Raw genomic sequence first — 22,041 nt, 5'->3', positions numbered from 1 at the left:
GGCAACGGGGCGCTGGCCTTTGGCAATCCGTCTGAAATCCGCAGAAGACATCGCGCCACCCGTTTCCGATGGCTCGAAATTACCGGGCGGAGGTGAACAAAGCGGGGCGCGAATCCGGCAATTGCCGGACCCGCCCCCTGCCAAATACGATCAATTCAAGGCAAATCGCGCGATTAACCGCGGCTTTGCCACAATCAGGCGGCCAGCAGCACCTGAACCTCCCGCGCCTTGAGCGCCAGACGGGCCGCCGGATAGGCGTTCCATTCCGCGAGATTCGGAAACAATGCCAGAAGCTCATCGCGCTGCGCGGCCTCAAGCCCGTCCAGCGTTGCCTGCCCCGGCTGGAAGCTTTCCGACCAGGCCCCGTCCGCCAGCACGATTTCGTGCCGTTCAAACAGCAGGTGGATATAGCTGACCGCCCCCGGATCGGCCCGGGTGATGCCGGGCTGACCCACCAGATGGATGGCCGCCACCAGCACCTCATGCTCGCCGAACAGCAATTCGGCGCGCGGCCCGGCAAAGAGCAACCGGTGCTGCGGGCTGACCTTCATGTCACGCTCGGGCAGGCCGCTACCCAGCGCCCCCTTGGCGATGCAGACCGGGGCAAAACGCGGCTCGGCTGCAACCTCGGCCGCGGTCAGGTCACGCCGCCCGATCCAGCGGATATCCTGCCAGCCGCTGTCGCGGGTCAGGATGCGGTCGCCCAGCCCCAGATCCTCGATCGCCCTTTCGCCCGCTTCGGTCAGAATCCGGCTGCCTGGCGTGAAACAGGCGATCACCTTCTCGATATTGCTGAAGCTGAGGGTGCCGGTCAGGTTGCCATCGGCATCGAGGAAACGGACCGTGCCGTTTTCGGGGTTGAGCGGGTCATAATCAACCTCGGTCGCGGTATGGCCCCAGCCGGTCAGGTCAAGGATGTCATAATCGTCGCCGCCCTCGCCGCCATCGATCACATCGCCCGCGCCGCCATAGAAGGTGTCGCGGTCGTCACCACCCGCCATGGTGTCGTTGCCGGTGCCGCCGGTCAGGGTGTCATTGCCACCCTCGCCATAGATCAGGTCGTCGCCGGCACCGCCAAAGGCCAGATCGTCCCCGGCGCCGGTGTAAAGCTGATCATTGCCACCCGGTCCGTCCGCCGCCTCGTCGCCGTAAAGCGTGTCATTGCCAATGCCGCCGTAAAGCTCGTCGGCGCCCTCCCCCCCGGCAAGCGCATCGTCGCCCTCGTCTCCGGCAAGGGTATCGTCGCCGGTGCCGCCCGACAGCATGTCATTGCCGGTGTCACCGTCCACGACGTCATTGCCGGCATCGCCGGACAGGGTATCGTCGCCTTCGCCGCCATAGACCTGATCGTCGCCGCTGCCGCCGATCAGGCTGTCATCGCCGCCGCGCCCGAAGAGGGTGTCATCACCCTCGCCGCCGTCAACCGTATCGTTGCCGACATCGGCATCGACCGAATCCGCGCCACCGCCGCCCTCGACCAGATCGTCCTCGGTTCCGGCATAGATCGTGTCATCGCCATCGCCGCCATAAAGGCTGTCCCGGCCCGCCTCGCCATAAATCAGGTCGCCGTCGCCACCGCCCGATACCTGGTCATCGTCGGCCCCGGCATAAAGTGTGTCCACCCCGGCGCCGCCCGACAGCGTGTCATTGCCCGCATCGCCGGTGAGGATGTCGCCCCCCGCGCCGCCATCGGCGCTGTCATCGCCATCGCCGCCCAGAAGAACATCGTCGCCCGCGCCGCCATCAAGGCTGTCGTTGCCGGCCTCGCCCCAAAGATAATCAACCCCGTCGCCCCCCAGAAGCGTATCCGCCCCCGCGCCGCCGTGCAGGTCGTCATCGCCGGTGCCGCCATCGACATGGTCATTGCCCGCCCCGGCATGAACCGTGTCATTGCCGCCATAAGCTTCGATCACATCGTCATCGGTGCCGGTCTGGTTATCAGCCGCATCCACCCGGTCGCCCTCGGGATCGCCCGCATAGCCCGCGTCGATCAGATCGCCGCCCGCTGTGCCCTCGACAATGTAATCCTGTCCCAGCGGGATGCCCATGGCGACCAGCGCCGCAGGATCGGTCACCGCCGCGGGTGCCACGCCGATCAGGGTCAGCGTCTCGCCATTGGGGAAGGTCAGCACGGCATTGCCGTTACCATCGTTGCCGACCACCACATCCAGCGCATTGACCGGATTGCCCTCGCCGTCATGCAGCGCCGCGACGTTCAGCCGGTCAACCCCGCTATAACTGCCATCGGGGTTCTGCACCGGCGCGGTAAAGCCGCGCACCACATCGGCCCCCGACCCATCGGCCAGCACCAGCGTTTCGGTCGCCGCACCAAGCTGGATCGTCTCGATTTCGGTGAAGGTGGTCGTGTTGCCGTCTTGGCTGACGCTGCCGGCTTCGGGATTGGCCGCCGTGAGGTTCACGCTGACCACGCCCGAAAGGCCAGTCAGATCCAGCGTATCGCCCGCGGTTTCGCCCGTCTCGCCGCCGGTGATGCTGCCGTTACCGAAGCCGGTGGACAGATGAAAGCTGTCATCGCCCGCGCCGCCGTCCGCCGCATCGTCGCCGCTGCCGCCGTCCAGCGTGTCATTGCCCGCGCCGCCCTGCAACGCGTCGTTACCTGCGCCGCCATAGAGCCGGTCAGCACCCTCATCGCCCTGCAACTGATCGTTGCCCGCGTCGCCATAAAGCTCATCGGCGCCGACACCACCCTGCAACAGATCGTCGCCCGCCTCGCCGTGAAGGGTGTCGGCGCCATCGCCTGCGCGCACGGTGTCATTGCCGCCGCCCGCCATGACCAGATCGTCATTGTTGCCACCGGCATTGTCGCTGGCGTCAATCCGGTCGCCGCCGGGATCGCCGGTATAGGCAGTGTCGATCACTTCGCCCGCCGCGGTGCCTTCGACGATATAGTTCGGCGTGACGACCGGAACCCCGTCCACCGCGACCCGCTCGATCTGGAAGAAGTCGAGCCGGGTGCCGTCCAGAAAATAGACCACGCCGTTTTCGGGATCGTCACCGGCAAATTCCACCCGGTCCACGTTGGTCACATAGAGCGTGTCATTGTCGGTGCCCGTCGTCACCGTCTCGCCGCCGATGACGGTATCGCCGCCGCCGCCATAGAAGACATCGGCATCGGCCTCGCCCTGCATCAGGTCATTGCCGGTGCCGCCGTAGAACGTGTCATTCCCGATCGAGCCGAGGAGCGAGTCGTTCCCCTCGTCGCCATAAACCGCATCATCGCCGTCCGAGCCGGTCAGCGTGTCGTCGCCGATGCCGCCGTAAACGATGTCATTGCCATAGCCGCCATAGCCAAAGTCATTGCCCGCGCCGCCATAGACGATGTCGTCGTTCAGCCCGCCATAGACCGAGTCATTGCCCGCGTCGCCGTAAACGATGTCATTGCCTGCATCGCCGCGCACATAATCGTCGCCCTCGCCGCCATGCAGGATGTCGTTGTCTTCGTCGCCCTGCATGGTGTCGTCACCGGCGCCGCCCAGCAGGCTGTCTTCGCCGGTGCCGCCATAGATGAAATCCTTGCCCGCGCCGCCATCGACCGTGTCATTGCCCGCGCCCGCGATGATGCCGTCATCATCCGGCTGCGCATCGGGAAAGATGCTGTCGCCGCCGTCGATGATGTCGCCCTGCGCATCGACATAACCCACCGGCATGTAATCGGCCCCGGCGGTGCCCTGAACGAAACCGTCCCGGTTGCCGCCGTTCAGGGTGAATTGCTCGATCTCGGTAAAGGTCAGGGTCGAACCGTCGCTGAAGGTCACCGTCCCCGCTTCGGTATTGCCGGGGGTGAACAGCACATTCGTCACGCCGGTTGCGATCAGCCGGTCGTTGTCCGTGCCGCCCTCGCCGCCGATAATCGTGTCGCCGCCGCCGCCATAGAAGGTGTCGGCATCGTCATCGCCCGCAAGATAGTCGGCACCGCTGCCGCCGGTCAGCACATCATTGCCCGCACCGCCATAGGCCGCGTCATTGCCCGTGCCAGTGGAAATCGTGTCATTGCCGCCGTCGCCGTAAACGGTGTCATTGCCGGCATCGTCGGCGGCGGTTCCGAAACTGTCATCGCCCGCGCCCAGATGGGCCCGGTCATTGCCCGCCCCGCCCGAAACCTGATCGTTGCCCGAACCGCCATAGATGACATCATTGCCCGCACCGGCATTCACCGTGTCATGGCCCGCACCGGCCAGGATCAGGTCGTCGTTGCCGACAGTGCCTTCAATGCCGCGGCCGTCACTGTTGTCGATCCGGTCGCCGTCCGGGTCGCCCAGATAGCTGGTGTCGATCAGATCATCGCCGCCCGTGCCCTGCACGATGCCGTCGGGCCCCGCGGTGCCCACCGTCTTGACGGTGATATAGCCGACATCGGTATTGCCGTCGGAATCGACGATCTCATAGGTCAGGGTGTTGCTGCCGATATCGCCATCGGATTGCACCGTCACCGTGCCGTTGGCGTTCAGCGTCACCTTCTCGCCGGTAGAGAGGGTCACCGTCTGACCCGGCACCACGGCGGTGCCGTTGATCTTGGTGATGTTCAGTCCGGCGCCGGTATCGTCGCGGTCATTGGCCAGAATGTCGAAGGTGCGGGTCGAATTGGCGGTAAGCTGGATCGTATCGTCATAGGCCAGCGCATAGGTCTGGATGCTGCCGCCCATGATCATCAGGTTGGAATCATAGACCGCATCGCCCGCATCGGCGATGCCGATCTTGATCGTGTTCACCTGCCCCGGATTTACCGGCGCCTTGAACGACAGAACGACGGTAAAGCCGTCCATCTCGGTGTTGTAAGTGTCGCTGGCGTTCGAGTGGTAGAGGTTCGGGTTCGACAGCGGGTTCACCGTGTCGATCGACACCTGCCCGCCCGTCGCAACGGTCACGGGAACGAAGGTGCCGTTCACCCAGACGCCGAAGGCATCGTTATAGCCGCCGTTAACGTATTCGGGATATTCTTCGGACGAAAAGACGAACTGCATCGTGATGATGTTGCCGTCGGGAATGAAACTGGCGTTCAGGATGGCGCCGTCATAGGTCGTCGCCCCGGCAATGGCGTTCAACTGGCTGTCGCCATCGACCCCGCCGGTCGCATCAGTGCCCGTGCCGGTCGCGGTGTTGGTGTCGGTCGTGCCGCTGGAATTGGTGAAATCCGTCACCCGCCCGGTGGACAGGATCACGCCCGAATCCGTAGGTGAAATGCCCGGCGTGGTGGTGTTCGCCCCCGAGTAGATGCCCGAACCGACCGTCGCGCCCGTATAGCTGGCCGAAACCACGGTGATGCCATCGCCAAAGATCGCATTGGCCATGTCCAGCGCCGTCGCACCGGTATTGATCGTCAGCTCGTTGGCAATCGCCATTTCGTCCACCCACTCATGCACGCTGCACCGGGAATGCCCCCGCAACAGCAGGCTCCCGGCCGGCAGATATGGCAGGCCAATGGGGCGGAAGGATGCGAGGATTGCGGAAGTGCTGCGGCGGATTGCGGCGAAAACCCGGCGAAAATCCCTAGAATATCAATAAAATCTTTGGTTTATCCGCCAATGGTTGCAGGATTGGCAACAATGCGTCTTCGCGGCGAAACAAAAGAAAAAGGGGCGCCCTGCGGCACCCCTTTCCCTGCCTGCCGGGGGCCATGGGGCCACCCCGCCTGCGCTGCATAACCTTACTTGACCAGAAGCATCGCCTCGTGCCGCTTCAGCACCCGGCGGGCCGCCTGATAGCTGTCGCGCCCGGCTGTGGTCTTAAGCTCGGGGAAAAGATCGTAGATTTCCGTCCGCTGGGCATTGCCCATGCCCTTGAGCGTATAGTCCCCCGGCTGGAAGCTTTCGGTCCAGGCGCCGTTCGACAGCACCACCTCGTGGCGGTCGCACATGAAGTGGATATAGGTCGCCCCCGCCGCATCCACCGCGCCGATGCCATTGGCAGCCACCAGATGCTTGGCCGCCACCAGCACCTCATGCTCGTCGAAGTAAAGCGAGGTGCGGTCATTGGCGACCAGCATCCGGTGGTTGGGCGACACCATCATGTCGCGCTCGGGCAGGCCGTTGCCAAGGCTGCCCTGACGGATAAGCACCGGCTTGAGATGCGGGTTCGCCGCCAGATCATACCAGTTCAGCGCCTTGTGCCCCAGCCAGCGGATTTCCTGAATGCCGTTGTCGCGGGTGATGACCCGATCCCCGGCCTTGAGGTTTTCCACCGGCACCTCGCCCCGGGGCGTCGCAATCAGCGTGCCGGGGGTAAAGCAGGGGATGATCTCTTCGATATTGGTGAAAGAGAGCGCGCCCGTGACATTGCCGTCGCTGTCCAGAAACTCGACCGTGCCGTCGATGCCGTTGCCGTCGATATCGGTGACAACCCCGGTCAGGCGGAACGGCGCCGTGCCGCGCAGGTCCAGCGTGTCATAGTCATTGACGCCCAGACCGCCATTGATCGTGTCGCCCGCGCCATCCGCCGCCGAACCGACCACGAAGATATCGGCATCGTCGCCGCCATAAAGCATATCGGCCCCGGCACCGCCCAGGATCACGTCATTGCCGAAGTCGCCGTCGATCGTGTCATTGCCCTGACCACCCGCCAGCGTATCATTGCCGGCGCCGCCATAAACCTCGTCATTGTCGATGCCGCCGTCGAGGGAGTCGTTGCCCTCGCCGCCATAGAGGGTGTCGGCATCGTCCATGCCGAAGATCGTGTCATCGCCATTGCCGCCCACGATGAAATCGCGGCCATTGTCGGCACGCAGGTCGCCCTGATCGTCGCGGAGGTTCACGGCATCGGGGGTGCCGGGCGCGTAGCCGCCATAGATCAGATCGTCGCCTTCGCCGCCGTAAATCTCGTCCGAACCCTCGGCGCCAAGGATCGTGTCATTGCCGTCGTCGCCAAAGATCGTGTCATCGTCGAAACCGCCGTCGATGGAATCGTCGCCGGTGCCGCCGTGAACCTCGTCGGCATCGTCGCCGGTGCGGATGGTGTCATTGCCGACGCCGCCAAACACGGTGTCGCGGTCGTCCATCGGATCGGCGTCCGCCGCATAAAGCCCGGGATAGCCACGGTCGGGCAGCGGCGCGGCGCCCTGCGTGCCGGTGTCGATCACATCATCGCCCGGTCCGCCATAGGCCAGATCCGCGCCATTGCCCGACAGAAGGGTATCATTGCCCTCGCCGGCATAGATGCGGTCGTCATCGGGCAAGGCGCCGGGCAGCACGGCATCATGACCGTCTATGCGGTCGCCATCGAAGTCGCCGGTGTAATCCACGTCGATCAGGTCCGCGCCCGCGGTGCCGAAGATGATGCCATCGCGCAGCGGGCCATCATTGTCCACGCTGTCGGAAAGCTGGAACACCTTCACCGCACCGCCGAAATTCTGATCGAACTGCGCCGTGCCGCTGGCTTGGCCCGCGCCGATCACCCAAGGCTGGTTCAGGCTGCCCTGATCCATGGTCAGCGTGTTGGGCACATCCTCGGCAAAGCTGGCGCCCGTGGTGGTGTTGTTCAGGATCAGGGCCCCGCCCGCGCCGCCCTGATCCCAGGAATAGCTCAGGCTGATCTGGTCGCCCGGATTGGCAAAGCCCGGCACGGTTTGATAGGTCGTCGCGGCCCCGGCGCTTTCATGGGTGATCACGACCGAACCATCGGCGGCGATCTCCACCCGAAAGGCGCCATCGGTCAGACCGGCGCTGTCACGCGACAGCACGGTCTGGCCGGCGGTCAGCGGGCTGTCGTTCAGGCTGAAACTGATGTCGAGGGTGCCGCGATCCATCTGGAAGGCGGCATCGGGGGTGATCTTGACCAGATCGTTCTGGCCATCCAGCACGACCTGACCCACCGCAGCGGTCGCCCCGTTCAGGTAATAGCCGAACTGGTTGCCATTGCCGAGCGCGCTGTCCATTGCGATGCCGTCGGTGTCATCGAAATTGTAAAGCGCGTAAACCGGCATAGTCCGTTCCTCGTTCCTGCAGCGGCCCCGAAAGGCCCAACCGATCCCAGTGCCCGCGGTGCCAAAGGCACCCTCGGATCGGCGCCGTGCCGGGGTATCCCGGCCCTGCGCCATCGCGGCCTGTCGTCGAAGGTCGAGGAAGCAGACGTGACCAGCCCCGGAAAACGATCCGGTTCACATAGTCCTGATTTTCAGGGCGTTCACATGACCGCAGCGGTTCATGTGTCTGGCAACAGTAACTTCACACTCCTCGCGTCTTGCGACGCGCACCTTCAAACGACCGCCCCCACGGCCTGCATATCTCCGAAGAGACAGCTTCTAAGTAGACTTTGTTAAGCCTTACGGAAAGTAAAAAAAGTCAGGATTGCGGCAAGGCCGCGGCGGCAAGGCGACCAAGGAACGCCGCGCAAGCTGTTGATCTGGCTGGAATTGTTGCAACACCGGAAACAGACTGCATCACCTTTGCCCGACAACCGCAGGAAATCCCGAAGAGTTCATCCCAGGGTGGTATGGCCACCCCCGTGATCGTTTCGCGCGCAGACGCAAACGGCGTCGGCCGAATTGTGTTAACCCTGCTTCATCTTCCTGCCGTTTGGCCGCCACATTTTCGGCGCGCTGTTCCCCGGTCGTGGCCAATCCTGCGATTGGGAGATCATCATTTCAACCCAAGCCACTGTTAATCTTGGCAAAGGCCGAATCAGGTGCGCGCCGGAAGGCGCCTCGCCACAAAATAAACCATATTGGGAGGTGGTACGGGTGGTCGGACTCGAACCGACACTCCTTGCGGAAACAGAGTTTGAGTCTGTCGCGTCTACCATTCCGCCACACCCGCACATTCCGGCGCCCGCATGGTAGAGCCGGAGGAAAACCCGGCTGCGGTCACCCTGTTGCCGGGCGGAAGCACCTGCTTCCTCCGGCCCGGCCCCCAAGGCAAAGCACCGCAAGGGTGCCCGACATTGCCCAAGGTTCCGTCTGCGCGGTGGTTTAGCCGTTGCGCCGCGCCGCGTCAACGCAGCTAAAGCTTGCGCGCGGCGAAGGTATCGCAATCGGCCATCCGCCCCGAGGCGCGGCCGATCTCGAACCAGCGGGCGCGCTGCTGCGAGGTGCCGTGGGTAAAGGTATGCGGCATCGGCACCCGGCCCGCGTTGCGCTGCAACGTGTCATCGCCGATCTGGCGGGCGGCATTCAGCGCCTCTTCGAAATCGCCCTCGTGGATGGCACCCAACTGCTGCGCGACACCGCGCGCCCAGATGCCCGACAGGCAATCGGCCTGCAATTCGATCCGCACCGAAATGGCATTGGATTCCGCCTCGCTCACACGGGCGCGCACCTGATTGGCCTCGGCCAGGATGCCCAGTTCGTCCTGCACATGATGGGCCACCTCATGCGCGACCACATAGGCCATGGCGAAATCGCCGCCGGCGCCCAACTGGTTCTGCATGGTCGCAAAGAAATCGGTGTCGAGATAGATCTTCTTGTCGCCCGGGCAGTAGAACGGCCCCGTCGCCCCCGAGGCGCTGCCGCAGGCCGAGGGGGTGACGCCCTTATACAGCACCAGCGTCACCGGCTTGTAGGTCTCGCCCAGTTGCTTGCGGAATTCACTGGCCCAGATCGCCTCGGTATAGGCCAGGGTGACCGAAACGAAGGAACCCGCGGTCTTGTCGGCTTCGGTCAGTTCGGTCTCTTGCTCGCCCTGCCCGCCCGTCAGGCCCGGATCGTTCAGCAAGGGCGTGACATCGATTCCCAGGAACCAGCCGATCGCCAGCACCGCCAGAAGCCCGACCCCGCCGATGCTGCCGGCGCGTGCGCCGCCCGAGGCGCGGCGGCGGTCCTCGATATTGCTGCTGCCTTTGCGTCCGCGCCATTCCATGGTGACCCTCCCGACCGATACCGATACCCTGCAATCGGCAGTCTATAGCCCGCTCACGAAGCCGTGCAACCAGCCTGCTTGACCTTGGCGCCCGTGCGCGCAAAAGGGAGCCGGGTAAAGGCCGCGCAACCGCACGGCCATGAGGAGACCGGATGTTCCGCAGGCTCTATGACTGGACGCTGCGCTGGGCGGCTTCGCGCCATGCGCCCAAGGCGTTGGGCGCCGTGAGCTTCGTCGAAAGCTCGGTCTTTCCCATTCCTGCCGATGTCCTCTTCATCCCGATGTGTCTGGCCCGGCCGGATGCCGCGATGCGCTATGCGCTGATCGCCACCGTCACCTCGGTTCTGGGCGGGGTTTTCGGCTGGATGATCGGCTTTTACGCCTTCGACCTGATCGCGGCACCGCTGCTGGACTTCTATGGCAAGCGTGAGGCGTTTGAGACCCTGCGCGTCGGCGCCGGGAACGAGGCGGTGCTGCTGATGCTTGTCACGTCCGGATTCTCGCACTTGCCACCGATGAAGGTCGTCACGATCCTGTCGGGATTGGTCGGTTTTGATCTGACCTGGTTCGTGGTTTCGGCGATTGTGGCGCGGGGCGGGCGGTTCTTCCTGCTGGCATGGCTGTTGCGGCGGCATGGTGCGGCGATGGCCGAATTTGTCGCCCGCCGCTTTGGCTGGATCGCGGGCGGGCTGGCGGCGGTCTGTGCGTTGGGCTGGATGGTCTGGCGCTTTACATGAGGATTGAGATGTCGGCGCGAAATCTGCTGATCCTGCTCGCGGCCGGGGGGTCACTCGCCCTGCTGCTGGGGGCTTTCGCCTTTCAGTATCTGGGCGGGCTGGCGCCCTGCGTGCTGTGCCTGTGGCAACGCTGGCCCCATGCGGCGGCGGTGGCGCTGGGTCTGGTGGCGCTGGCCTTCGGCGGGCGGTTCCTGCCGGTGCTGGGGGCACTGGCGACACTGGCCTCGGCGGCTATCGGGCTGTTCCATGTCGGCGTCGAACAGCAATGGTGGGAAGGGCTGGCCACCTGCACCGTGAACACGATGCAGGGCCTGTCGGGCGCCGATCTGCTGAACACCGACATCAGCGTGGGCGCCCCCGCCGCCTGCGACAAGATCGCATGGATGTTCATGGGCATTTCGATGCCGGGCTGGAACGTGATCCTGTCGCTGCTGCTGACCGGGATCTGGCTGCTGGCATCGCGGCGCGACTGAACCGGAGGATGGGCAGATTGCCCATCCTACCCGACGACGGATGCGCCAACGTAGGATGGGCAATCTGCCCATCCCGGCCTAGCCCAACAGCCGCTGCCCCTCTTGCAAGGCAAAGCGGTCGGTCATGCCCGCGACGTAATCGGCCACGATCCGCGCCAGTTCCGTCTCGCTTGCCGCCGCCTCGATATCGGCACGCCATTCCTGCGGCAAAAGTTCGGGCCGGGTCAGGAACAGCGGGAAAAGACCGTTGATCACCTGCGTCACCCGCGCCCGTTCGGCCATGACCGAGGGCGCGCGATACATCCGGTGGAACAGGAAAGACCGGATCGCCTTCAGCTCCTGATAAAGCGGCTTGGAAAAGCGGATCACCGTGGTTCCCAGATGGCGGATGTCGCCCACCGATTGCGGCTGCGCCGAAGCCAGCCGGTTCTGCGCCACGGCAATCACATCTTCGACCATGCGGCCGAAGACGCGGCGCAGCGCCTCATGCCGGCGGCGCATCTTTTCAAGGCCGGGGTAAAGCCGGTCCACCTCGTCAAAAGCCGGGCCGGTGACCGGCAGTTCCATCAGGTCGTATTCACTGAACAGGCCCGAGCGCAACCCGTCATGCAGATCATGGTGCGAATAGGCCACGTCATCGGCAATCGCCGCCACCTGCGCCTCGGCGCTGGCATGGGTGTCCAGTTCCAGATCCCACAGCGCATTCACCTCGGCCAGCGCATAGGGCAAGGGGCCGTCATGTTTCTTGTCCGCATTCGGCCCCGTCACCGGGCCGTTGTGCTTGGCTATGCCTTCCAGCGACTCCCATGTCAGGTTCAGCCCGTCGAAATCGGCATAATGCCGTTCCAGCCGGGTAACGATCCGCAGCGCCTGCGCATTGTGGTCAAACCCGCCATAGGGCGCCATCAACGCCTCCATCGCATCTTCGCCGGTATGGCCAAAGGGGGTGTGGCCAAGGTCATGCGCCAGCGCAATCGCCTCGGCCAAATCGGTATTCAAGCGCAAGACGCCGGAAATCGTGCGCGCCACCTGCGCCACTTCGATCGAATGGGTCAGGCGGGTGCGGTAATAATCGCCCTCATGTTCGACGAAGACCTGCGTCTTGTGCTTCAGCCGCCGGAAGGCGCTGGAGTGGATGATCCGGTCGCGGTCGCGTTGGAACGGGCTGCGAAAGGACGACATCCGCTCGGGGTAGAGCCTGCCGCGCGAGGCGTCGGGCAGGCAGGCAAAGGGGGCGAGCATGAAAGCCTCGTTCTTCGGTCAGGCACTTGGCTTGTTGAAAGCCTTGTGGCGCCTTATATTGGCTGTAGCCCCCCATGGATATGCGAACAAACCATGACCCTGACGCTTCCTCCCCGCGTAACCGACCGGGCCTTTGCCCGTCTGGCCGAGATTGCCGAACTGACGGGCGCGCAAAAGGCGCTGCGCATCGCGGTTGAGGGCGGCGGCTGTTCGGGGTTTCAGTATGACATCCGGCTGGACGATCCGGCGGTAGATGATCTGGTGCTGGAAAAGGACGGCCAGAAGGTGCTGATCGACGGCATCAGCCTGCCCTTCCTTGCCAATGCCACCATCGACTTTACCGACGAGCTGATCGGCGCGCGTTTCGTGGTGGAGAACCCCAACGCCACCGCCTCTTGCGGCTGCGGCACCTCGTTCTCGATCTGACGGCTTCCGGGCGGGTCTTGTTTCAGAACTCAATGGCCTTACGCAGGATCGGGATGACCTTGCGGTCCAGCCAATAGCCGGTATGCCCGTTCGGCGGCACCGGGCGCTCTTCGGGCCAGCCTCTGCCCGCATTCGGCATCCCGTCGTCGCGGGTGGTATCGATATGGGTGCCGACGAAATCATCGGTGCGGAAGATATTGGTCCAGGCCGCCAGATTCCCGCCCTGCGTCTCGGGCAGCAGGCCCCTGCGGCTGTGGGCGGGGACAAAGCTGGCAGGGAAATAGGTGTTGTAAAGATGGGTATAGGGCGACCCCATCGTGACCAGCACCAAGGGCACCGGCCGCCCCGCCGCGTCGCGCCAATGCGCGCCCCGCTCGGCCAGCAGGTCCAGGGCGATCACCGTGCCCTGACTGTGCGAGATGACGCAGATCGCATCCGGCCGCTCGGCCCGGATCAGGCGCTGCATCAGCACATCCAGCCGGTCGCCGATCCGGCGGCGCAGCCAATAGCCCTGCGGCATCACGCTTTCGGATGGCGCCAGCTTCCGCAGGCCCAGCGCCCGCTCCATCGGGGTGCGGGTATGGGTGCCGAAGGGATGGCCGGTTGCCGGGTCGATCTCTTGCGATTTCCATGAGTAGTCATTGAGATAGACCACCACATCGGCCAGAATCCCGATCCCCATGGCAAAAGCGCCCCGGGCAAAGCCCGTCAGCGCCACGCCGCCCAGCCCGATCCCGGCGATGGCCCAGTTCACCGCCTTATGCGACAGGACCAGCGGCCCACTGGCCCCGACAGCACCCCAAAGCCCCAGACCGGCCACCACCACCAGAAACAGCCGCAACACCCAAAGCAGCGCGGGCGCCACGATCAGCCGATGCCGCTCAGCCAGCGTATCGCGCTGCGCGAGATAGTCGGCCGGAGGCAAGGCCGCCATTTCCCGCCCCTTGCGCAGATGGACAAAGCCCCCTGCCAGCGCGATCAGCACCAGCGCCGCCGCCGCAGGCACCACCAGACGCAGCGCCCCCGCCACATGGTCGGGATTGCGCACCAGCCCGCCGGGCAGGTTCATCACCGCGGCCCAGACCGCCGTCATGGTCAGAAACCACAGAAGCATCATCAGCGACAGCGCGGGAATGACGAAATTGCGCGCGCCCGTCGCCCCCCTGCGCAAACGGCTCATCCCGGCCAGCGCCAGCGTGCACAGGATCACCAGCGACCAGACCAGCATCATCGCCGCCATCAGCCAGAGCCCCAGACGCTCGATCCCGCGATATTCCGACCGACAGGTCTCCACCACCGCCGATCCGGCGCAGGACGAGATTGCGAGCTGTGCATCAAGCCCCCCCAGCCGGCCCGGCAGGGCATCAGTCCCGGCAACGCCCAGCAGGCACAAGGCAAGCACCAGAACCCCGCTCCAGATCACCCAATCGGCCAGATGGCGCACCAGATAGACCCGGGCCATCCGCAAGGTGCCATAGCCCACCGCCAGCGCGCCAAAACCCAGAAGCCAGCCAGCAAGCTGATCCGCCGTCACCCCCCAGAGGCCAAGGGGCAGCAGGCTGCGCGCAGCCCAAGCCAGCACCAGCCCCGCCAGGATCACCAGATTGAGCGCCACCACCGGCCCGTGAATGGCCAGCGCCGCGCAAGAGGCCAGCCTGCGGCGCAGCCGGTCGCCCGGCGTCTGGTCGGGCCAGCAGGAACGGGCGTTTTCACGCACCGCATGGGCCAGCCCCAGCACCACGCGCAGAAAGCCGGAAATCACCAGAAGCAGGCTTTGCCCGGTGCCCGAAACATCGCCCCAATAGAAATCGGCCACCACGCGCTCGGCCTCAATCGTTTCGGGATCATCGCGGCGATACAGGCGAAAGCGGCGCAACTGGGCGTGGAAGGTGCCGAAAAGTCCGCCCCGGCCATAGCGGGCATATTCCGGCAGGTGGATGTCGTCGCTGGATTGGGCGCGCCAACTGCGGCCGCTGCCCGAATGCAGGCAGGCCGTCACCTGCGCCGTGCTGACCCCCGCCTCGCGGACGCCCACGCCATGCACCACCACGATCAGTTGCTTTTTCATCGCAGGCCCCCTGCACCAACAACAACGCCCGGTTGCAGGCAGAATGCCTCAGCCTGCGGCATTCCCCAAACGAATTTGCCCTCTGCGGGGGCTGATCCCCCGTCATTCCGTGCTATGTCCCGCCCGACAGGGGGAGGTGTGCATGACGATCGTTCTGATGCTGGGCTCGGCCCCGATGGCGGTTGCGGCGGCGGGCTGGCCCCGCGCGCCCTTTGACCGGATCGTGGCGATCAACAATGCCCATGCCATCCGGGCCGATTGGGATGACATGATCCACCCTTGGGACTTTCCCGAAGCCCGCCGCCCCACGCCCGGCCCGGGTCAGCGGCTGATCACGCAGGAGGCGTTCGTTCCGGCGCAGAACGGCTTTGGCGGGTTCGTCTATGCCGGCGGCACCATGGCCTTTACCGCTGCCTATTGGGCACTGGCGGCGCTGCGGCCGCGGGTGCTGGCGGCTTTCGGCTGTGACATGCATTACCCGGCGACCGGGGCCACACATTTCTATGGCACGGGCACGCCCGACCCGCTGCGCGCCGATATCACCTTGCGCTCGCTCGAGGCGAAATCGGCGCGGCTGATGGTGCTGGCGGCGATGGCGGGTTGTGCCTGTGTAAACCTTTCCGACGGGCCGTCACGGCTGGTCTGGCCGCGCGCCGTGCGCAGCGCCTTGCCCGGGCTGCGCCCCCTGCCCTTCAACCGCGACCGGGCCGAAACCGCCCTGAGCCGCGAGGCGGAGCTCGGCTATCACGTCCCCTCGGGCCGCTACTGGGAAGAGGCCGGGCGTTTCGATCCGGCCGAGATCGACGCGCTGGATGCGCTCTGGCTTGCTGCGGCGGAGGTGGGGCCTTAGAACGGGGGAAAGCCCGGAGGCCCCCATGAAGATCGCCACCTTCAACATCAACGGCATCAAGGCCCGGATCGAGGCGCTGCCGGAATGGCTGGAAAGCGCGCGGCCCGATGTGGTCTGCCTGCAAGAGATCAAATCGGTGGACGAAGCCTTCCCGCGCGAGATCTTCGAGGCGATGGGCTATAATGTCGAAACCCACGGCCAGAAAAGCTTCAACGGCGTGGCAATCCTGTCGCGCCTGCCGCTTGAGGATGTGACACGCGGCCTGCCGGGGGACGAGGACGACCCGCAGGCGCGCTGGATCGAGGCGACGGTGGTAGGCAAGCGCGCGGTGCGGGTCTGTGGCCTTTACCTTCCCAACGGCAACCCGGCGCCGGGGCCGAAATACGATTACAAGCTGGCCTGGATGGCGCGGATGGAGGCGCGGGTGCGCGCCCTTCTGCCGCTGGAAGAGCCGCTGGTGTTCTGCGGCGATTACAATGTGATCCCCGAGGCGAAAGACGCCGCCAAACCCGAAGCCTGGGTCACCGATGCGCTTTACCTGCCCGCCTCGCGCGCCGCCTTCCGCCGCCTGCTGGCGCTGGGCCTGACCGAGGCGTTCCGGGCGGTGCAGCCGGCACCGGGGCATTATTCCTTCTGGGATTATCAGGCGGGCGCATGGGAGCGGAACAACGGCATTCGCATCGACCACCTGTTGCTGTCACCGCAGGCCGCCGACCTGCTTCTGGATTGCCAGATCGACAAAGCCACGCGCGGCGGCACCAAGCCCTCGGATCACGTTCCGGTCTGGATCGAGCTGGACGCGTAGGATGGGCAATATTGCCCATCACAGGCCAAGGGCACGGAAAACCTTGGGCAATTCCTCGGGCAGGTCTTCGGCGATCAGGCCGGGGCCAAAGCTGCGGGCGCATTCGACATGCAACCATGCCCCGGTGCAGGCGGCATCGAAAGGGCTGAAACCCCGCGCCAGAAGCCCGGTGATGAACCCCGCCAGCACATCGCCCGATCCTGCCGTGGCCAGCCAAGGCGCGGCACGGTCATAAACGGCGGCATTGATGGCGCAGCGGCCATCGGGGGCGGCAATCACCGTGTCGGGGCCTTTGTAAAGCACCACGCAACCGGCGCGGGCGGCGGCTTCGCGGGTGGCATCGACCTTGGAATAGGCCGGGCCTTTGGTGGCGGGTTCGGCCAGTTTCGCGGCAATGTCGGGGAAAAGGCGGGCGAACTCGCCCGCATGCGGGGTCAGGATGCAGTTGGGCGACAGGGCGGCGAAGAGGGCGGGGTCGCGGGCGATCAGGGTAAGGGCGTCAGCGTCCAGCACCGCGCCACGGCGGCCCTCACCGTGGGGTGCGCCTTGGCGCACCGCCGCCAACGCTTCCCGCACCAGCCCTGCCTGCAAGGCCCCAAGGCCCAGCCCCGGGCCAAGGCACAGCGCGTTGATCCGCTTGTCCGTCAAGACTTCGGCCAAAGTGGCGGCATCCGGCACCCCGCGCAGCATCACCGCATCCAGCCGCGCAGCGTTCTCGGGGAGGGCATCCGGCGGACACCCCACCGTCACCACCCCCGCCCCGATCCGCAGCGCCCCCCGCGCTGCAAGTCGGGCCGCCCCGCCGTGGCCAGAGGGGCCGGAAAGGATGAGGGCGTGGCCGTGGGAGTATTTGTGGTCTTCGCGACCTTTCGCCAGAAAGCGCAAAAGATCCTTCCTGACCATGCCGACATCTCTGCAAACCCGCGTGGCGATCACCGGGACAAGACCAATATCGACGACCACGACCCGGCAACAGTGACGCGGCCCAACATCCAAGACATGCCCAAGTTTCTTGCGGTGGAACGTCACCGTAAGCGCAGCCTCGGCCACGAGGCCATCCAGTGCCGGCCAACCTGAGCAATCGTTTGTGCCGTTCGCATATCCTCGCGGCAAGAGCGGCTTGCCGCTATCGGCACAAAGGCCCGTGGGCAGGTCGACAGAAACCACGGGTCCCCAGAGGTCGCCGCGGAACAGATTGCATAGCGTCCGGACAACATCATCGGGCAGGCTGCGACCCAACCCGATGCCGAAAAGCGCGTCCACGACAATGTCAAAGGTCAAGCCCGGCGCCGCGCCCACTTCCGCATTCAAGGCGGAAAGCGGCCGCACCTCCCCCACCTCCCCCCACCGCTCATAATTCACCCGCGCATCCGGCGGCAACCGCTCGGCATCCCCGTACAGGAACACCTCCACCTGCCAGCCCTGACCCTTCAACAACCGCGCCACCACAAACCCATCGCCGCCGTTGTTGCCCGGCCCGCAGAGGACCACGGCGCGGCTCGGGGCCTTGGCCAATTCCGGCCATACCTCGAAGATCGCGTTCACCACGCCCTGCCCGGCGCGTTCCATCAGGTCCAGCCCGGTGACCTGACCGGAGGCAATCGCGGCCGCTTCGATGGCGCGCATTTGGGCAGCGGTGAGGAGTTCGGTCATCGTTCCGCCTATTGAGTTTTCAAACCGCCCACACAAAGGGCGCATTGCATAATTTTTAATCACATCCTGCGGAATCCCGCGGCGGATCGCCCATACCCCACCCTAGCCAATTGTCCCTGCCCGGCGGAAGTGGTCAGACGGAAACAGAGCGAAATCGGGGGGAGTCGGCCCATGAAGAAGATCGAGGCAATCATCAAGCCGTTCAAGCTGGATGAGGTGAAGGAAGCCCTTCAGGAAGCCGGGATTCAGGGCCTTTCGGTCACGGAAGTCAAAGGGTTCGGGCGCCAGAAGGGCCATACCGAACTCTATCGTGGTGCCGAATATGTGGTGGATTTCCTGCCCAAGGTGAAGATCGAGGTCGTCCTGACCGACGACATGGTGGACACCGCCATCGAAGCCATCATCGGCGCCGCGCGCACCGACAAGATAGGCGACGGCAAGATCTTCGTCTCTCCCGTCGAACAGGCCATCCGCATCCGCACCGGGGAATCCGGTGATGATGCCGTGTGACACCGGGCTTTGCGGCCCTAATTCCAACCACAACCGAAAGGCAGTCAGATGAGCGCAGTTGCAAAAGCTCTGAAGCTGATGAAGGACGAAGAGGTCGAATACGTCGACGTCCGCTTCACCGACCCGAAAGGCAAACTCCAGCACGTCACGCTGATCGCCGACCTCGTGGATGAAGACTTCTTTGAAGAAGGCTTCATGTTCGACGGTTCGTCGATTGCCGGCTGGAAGTCGATCGACCAGTCCGACATGAAGCTGATCCCCGATGCCGGTTCGGTCTATATCGACCCGTTCTATGCCGAAAAGACGCTCTGCGTGCATTGTGACGTGGTCGAGCCGGACACCGGCGAAGCCTATGACCGCTGCCCGCGCCAGATTGCCAAGAAGGCCGAAGCCTTCCTGAAATCCTCGGGCATCGGCGATGCGTTCTACTGCGGGCCGGAAGCCGAATTCTTCATCTTCGACGACGTGCGCTATTCGATCACGCCGCAGAAGGTGTCTTACCAGATCGACGCCCATGCGGCGGCCTGGAACACCGATACCGAATATGACTCGGGCAACCAGGCGCACCGCGCGGCCCACAAGGGCGGCTATTTCCCGGTGAACCCGGTGGACGAAGCCCAGGATCTTCGCGGCGAGATGCTCTCGACCATGAAGCGCATGGGCATCAAGGTGGACAAGCACCACCACGAAGTGGCGACCTGCCAGCACGAACTGGGCATGATCTTCGGTGGTCTGGTCGAACAGGCCGACAACATCCAGAAGTACAAATACGTCATCCACAACGTCGCGGCCGCCTATGGCAAGACCGTGACCTTCATGCCCAAGCCCATGAAGGGCGACAACGGCTCGGGGATGCACGTCAACATGTCGATCTGGAAGGACGGCAAGCCGCTCTTCGCCGGTGACAAATATGCTGACCTGAGCCAGGAAGCCCTGTGGTTCATCGGCGGCATCCTGACCCATGCCAAGGCGCTGAACGCCCTGACCAACCCCTCCACCAACAGCTACAAGCGCCTGATCCCGGGCTTTGAAGCGCCGGTGCTGCGCGCCTATTCGGCCCGCAACCGCTCGGGCTGCGTCCGTATTCCGTGGACCGAAAGCCCGAAGGCCAAGCGCGTCGAGGCCCGTTTCCCCGATCCGGCAGCGAACCCCTATCTGGCCTTCTCGGCCCTGCTGATGGCTGGCCTGGACGGCATCCGCAACAAGATCGACCCGGGCCCGGCTTCGGACAAGGATCTCTACGATCTGCCGCCGGAAGAACTGGCCGAAATCCCGACCGTCTGCGGCTCCTTGCGCGAAGCGCTGGAAGAGCTGGAGAAGGACATGGACTTCCTGCTGGTTGGCGGTGTCTTCGAAAAAGGCCAACTCGAAGCCTACATGGCGCTGAAATGGGAAGAGGTCTATGCCTATGAGCATACGCCCCACCCGATCGAATACGCGATGTACTACTCCTGCTGAGGCAGCGATCATGACAATCGAAAGGCCGCCCCCGGGCGGCCTTTTGCGTTTGACACGGCGTCGCGGAAACAAAGCGGCGGGTCGCCCGGCGATTACCCAATGTGGCGGAAACCGAACACAACCCAAGGTTAATTTCATCTTAAGACCACAATCATTCCCGCTTCCCATCACATTCGGGCGAGAGATTGGACGGGCCTGCAACGGAGGGTTGCCATGTCTTACGCGTCTCTCAGTACGATTGCCCAGCTCGTGTGCTGCCCGGAAACGCCCGTCAACTTCGCCCGCATGGTGGGCGATCTGGATGCGGTTCTGTCCCGCTTTGGCGACACCCAGAGGCAATTGACCTGGGATTGCGAGGATGTGGCGATCTTCGATTTGCCCGGAACGCGCATTTTGCTGGGCTGGTCGGAACAGACCGGGCGCGGCAATGCCTGCCTCAGCGTCGGCGTCGGCCCCTCGCCGCGGGCCCGGGTGCCCGGCGCGCGCGACGATGGCCATGACGCGCTCTGTGTGCGGCTGGTCGAACGGGTGCAGCCGCGGCTGGCGCCCGAAGCGGTGGTCTGGCATCAGGTCGAAGGCGTCGTCACCGCTGAAACCATTGATGCCCTGATCGAAGCCCTGCCCCGGCTGGACAATCTGGCAACCGATCTGGCCGAGATGGCCGATGCCGAAGTCGCCGTGAAACCGGCCGAGCCGCAAACTGCCGGGCCCGCCCCCGTGGCGCCGGAGCCGCCCCCTGCCGCACCTGAAACCGCCCAAGCCCCGGCCGAAAAGCCGGTCAAGTCGCGCCGGGCGCCGCATCTGCGCCGCTCTGCCGCACAGGCGGCCAGCCGCACCGAAATGGCGAACGACCGGCCTGACCTGCCGCGGTCGCGCGACCCGGAACTGGCCCGGCTGCGTGCCGCCCTTTACGAACCGCTGCCCGCCGAGGTGCCGGAAGTGCCCTCGTCCCAGATGCGGCTTGCGGTCCATGCGATGAATGCCACGCTGATCGTGGTCTATGCCCCGCTGGGCGCTGCGGTGATGACCTATGCCCTGCTGAAAGGCGAGGACATGAAGCTGTCGGCGCGGCTTCTCATGCTGACGGGCAGCATTTCGATGATGGTGCAGACGCCGTTGGGCCAGACCATGGCGGCCTTTGTCGGCACCTGACGCCGCTTAATGCGCCGCCGCCCGCAAGGCGGCCAGCTCGGCAGGCTCAAGCGCCTGAACCGATACTACCCAGGTATGGATCGAAAACACCACCGCCTGACTCTGCGGCAGCCGCATCAGCACCTGCCGCTCGCTGCGCACATAGCTGCCGCCGGTGCGGTCGGTGCGCGGATCGGCCTCGCGCCGGGGCTGGTGCAAGGTGGGGTCGCGGTAGATCAGCGCATTGCCCCGCCAGAGCGGCTGACCCACCCGGATCGCATCGAACAGCCGCTGCACCCGCCGCGCGAGATCGCCATCATAGGCGGGCACCGGCACATGAATGCCGGTCAGAGGCCGACCGAGCTTTTCCGTCAGCCACCAGCTTGCCGGAAAGCACAGGATGGCGCCGGTCAGCACATGCTCCTCTCCCTCGGCCTCGAGCAGGCACAGGTCTTCCTGCACCAGCCGCCCGAGCGTCATGAGCGGCTGCTCCGGGTCCAGCGGCACCAGAACGCCATCCGGGCGCCGGACAGCCTCCCCCTTGCGCACAAAACCGGGGGTGCGGGCGGTCCAGTCCAGCACGGCGGCATAAAGCTCATCCGCCGCCGGACGCCCCCGCTCCATCAGGGCATGGACAATTTCGGGGCGGCTGGCGATCAGCCGGTCACGCTCGGCCATCTGGCGCGCGTAAGCCTCATCCAGCCGCAGCCAGTCATCGCCCTGCACGGGCTGAATGCCGGGAAGGCGCGCCGTGCGCGGGTCCATCCAGATGGCGAAAGGCAGGCGGGTTTGCAGGATCGGATCGGTCATGGCCCGTTTCTCTCCGAAGGCCGCCCGGCACGCAAGGGGCTGGCCGGGGCCTCCGGCGGGGATATTTGGGCC

General features: G+C 64.9%; 15 protein-coding genes and 1 tRNA gene. 8 read left to right on the top strand and 8 right to left on the bottom strand.

The features are described 5' to 3' along the window. Positions 1–194: 194 nt before the first annotated feature. From HS053_RS04400 to ypfJ, 4 genes are all read right to left on the bottom strand, one after another. Positions 195–5,360, bottom strand: coding sequence for a Hint domain-containing protein (locus tag HS053_RS04400; RefSeq protein ID WP_174209989.1), 5,166 nt, complete (start codon positions 5,358–5,360; stop codon positions 195–197). Between the two features lie 305 nt (positions 5,361–5,665). Continuing rightward, a complete protein-coding gene (locus HS053_RS04395; RefSeq protein WP_174209988.1) occupies positions 5,666–7,936 on the bottom strand; it encodes a Hint domain-containing protein in 2,271 nt (756 codons plus the stop codon). A 748-nt stretch (positions 7,937–8,684) separates the two neighbouring features. Next, a tRNA-Leu gene (locus HS053_RS04390) sits at positions 8,685–8,768 on the bottom strand. A gap of 183 nt (positions 8,769–8,951) precedes the next feature. Continuing rightward, positions 8,952–9,806 (bottom strand): KPN_02809 family neutral zinc metallopeptidase, encoded by an 855-nt coding sequence (ypfJ, locus tag HS053_RS04385; protein ID WP_174209987.1) that lies wholly within the window; start codon positions 9,804–9,806, stop codon positions 8,952–8,954. A gap of 152 nt (positions 9,807–9,958) precedes the next feature. Between ypfJ and HS053_RS04380 the strand changes: the two genes are divergently transcribed. Further along, positions 9,959–10,543, top strand: coding sequence for a YqaA family protein (locus HS053_RS04380; RefSeq protein ID WP_174209986.1), 585 nt, complete (start codon positions 9,959–9,961; stop codon positions 10,541–10,543). An 8-nt stretch (positions 10,544–10,551) separates the two neighbouring features. Further along, complete coding sequence (locus HS053_RS04375; protein ID WP_174209985.1) at positions 10,552–11,016, top strand: disulfide bond formation protein B; 465 nt, start codon at positions 10,552–10,554, stop codon at positions 11,014–11,016. A 78-nt stretch (positions 11,017–11,094) separates the two neighbouring features. Here the strand turns inward: HS053_RS04375 and HS053_RS04370 are convergent, their stop codons facing one another. Further along, positions 11,095–12,258 (bottom strand): deoxyguanosinetriphosphate triphosphohydrolase, encoded by a 1,164-nt coding sequence (locus HS053_RS04370; RefSeq protein ID WP_174209984.1) that lies wholly within the window; start codon positions 12,256–12,258, stop codon positions 11,095–11,097. A gap of 99 nt (positions 12,259–12,357) precedes the next feature. Here HS053_RS04370 and HS053_RS04365 point away from each other — a divergent pair, with 99 nt between their 5' ends. Beyond that, a complete protein-coding gene (locus tag HS053_RS04365; protein ID WP_174210087.1) occupies positions 12,358–12,684 on the top strand; it encodes a HesB/IscA family protein in 327 nt (108 codons plus the stop codon). Between the two features lie 22 nt (positions 12,685–12,706). Here the strand turns inward: HS053_RS04365 and HS053_RS04360 are convergent, their stop codons facing one another. Further along, positions 12,707–14,752 carry a hypothetical protein gene (locus HS053_RS04360; RefSeq protein ID WP_174209983.1) on the bottom strand — a complete coding sequence of 682 codons (2,046 nt, stop codon included), beginning with the start codon at positions 14,750–14,752 and terminating at the stop codon, positions 12,707–12,709. A 142-nt stretch (positions 14,753–14,894) separates the two neighbouring features. On the opposite strand from HS053_RS04360, the gene HS053_RS04355 reads away from it, so the two are divergent. Next, a complete protein-coding gene (locus tag HS053_RS04355; protein ID WP_174209982.1) occupies positions 14,895–15,602 on the top strand; it encodes a hypothetical protein in 708 nt (235 codons plus the stop codon). Between the two features lie 25 nt (positions 15,603–15,627). After that, entirely contained in the window at positions 15,628–16,407 is a 780-nt protein-coding gene (xth, locus tag HS053_RS04350) for an exodeoxyribonuclease III (RefSeq protein ID WP_174209981.1), read from the top strand. An 18-nt stretch (positions 16,408–16,425) separates the two neighbouring features. On the opposite strand, the gene HS053_RS04345 is transcribed toward xth, so the two are convergent. Beyond that, on the bottom strand, positions 16,426–18,060 hold the full coding sequence (locus HS053_RS04345; RefSeq protein ID WP_174209980.1) for an NAD(P)H-hydrate dehydratase: 1,635 nt from the start codon (positions 18,058–18,060) through the stop codon (positions 16,426–16,428). A gap of 171 nt (positions 18,061–18,231) precedes the next feature. Between HS053_RS04345 and HS053_RS04340 the strand changes: the two genes are divergently transcribed. The 3 genes from HS053_RS04340 to HS053_RS04330 all read left to right on the top strand — a co-directional run bounded on the left by HS053_RS04340 (position 18,232) and on the right by HS053_RS04330 (position 21,180). Beyond that, positions 18,232–18,570 (top strand): P-II family nitrogen regulator, encoded by a 339-nt coding sequence (locus HS053_RS04340; RefSeq protein WP_174209979.1) that lies wholly within the window; start codon positions 18,232–18,234, stop codon positions 18,568–18,570. Between the two features lie 48 nt (positions 18,571–18,618). Continuing rightward, positions 18,619–20,028 (top strand): type I glutamate--ammonia ligase, encoded by a 1,410-nt coding sequence (gene glnA / locus HS053_RS04335; protein ID WP_174209978.1) that lies wholly within the window; start codon positions 18,619–18,621, stop codon positions 20,026–20,028. Positions 20,029–20,241: 213 nt separating this feature from the next. Then, positions 20,242–21,180 (top strand): hypothetical protein, encoded by a 939-nt coding sequence (locus tag HS053_RS04330; protein ID WP_174209977.1) that lies wholly within the window; start codon positions 20,242–20,244, stop codon positions 21,178–21,180. A gap of 6 nt (positions 21,181–21,186) precedes the next feature. Here HS053_RS04330 and HS053_RS04325 read toward each other — a convergent pair whose 3' ends face one another. Further along, entirely contained in the window at positions 21,187–21,969 is a 783-nt protein-coding gene (locus HS053_RS04325; protein WP_174209976.1) for a heme-dependent oxidative N-demethylase family protein, read from the bottom strand. Positions 21,970–22,041 lie beyond the last annotated feature (72 nt).

Origin of the sequence: Tabrizicola fusiformis (genome assembly GCF_013328815.1) — a bacterium.
Classification (GTDB): Bacteria; Pseudomonadota; Alphaproteobacteria; order Rhodobacterales; family Rhodobacteraceae; genus Fuscibacter.
This window is presented reverse-complemented; position numbering and strand designations above follow the sequence as displayed.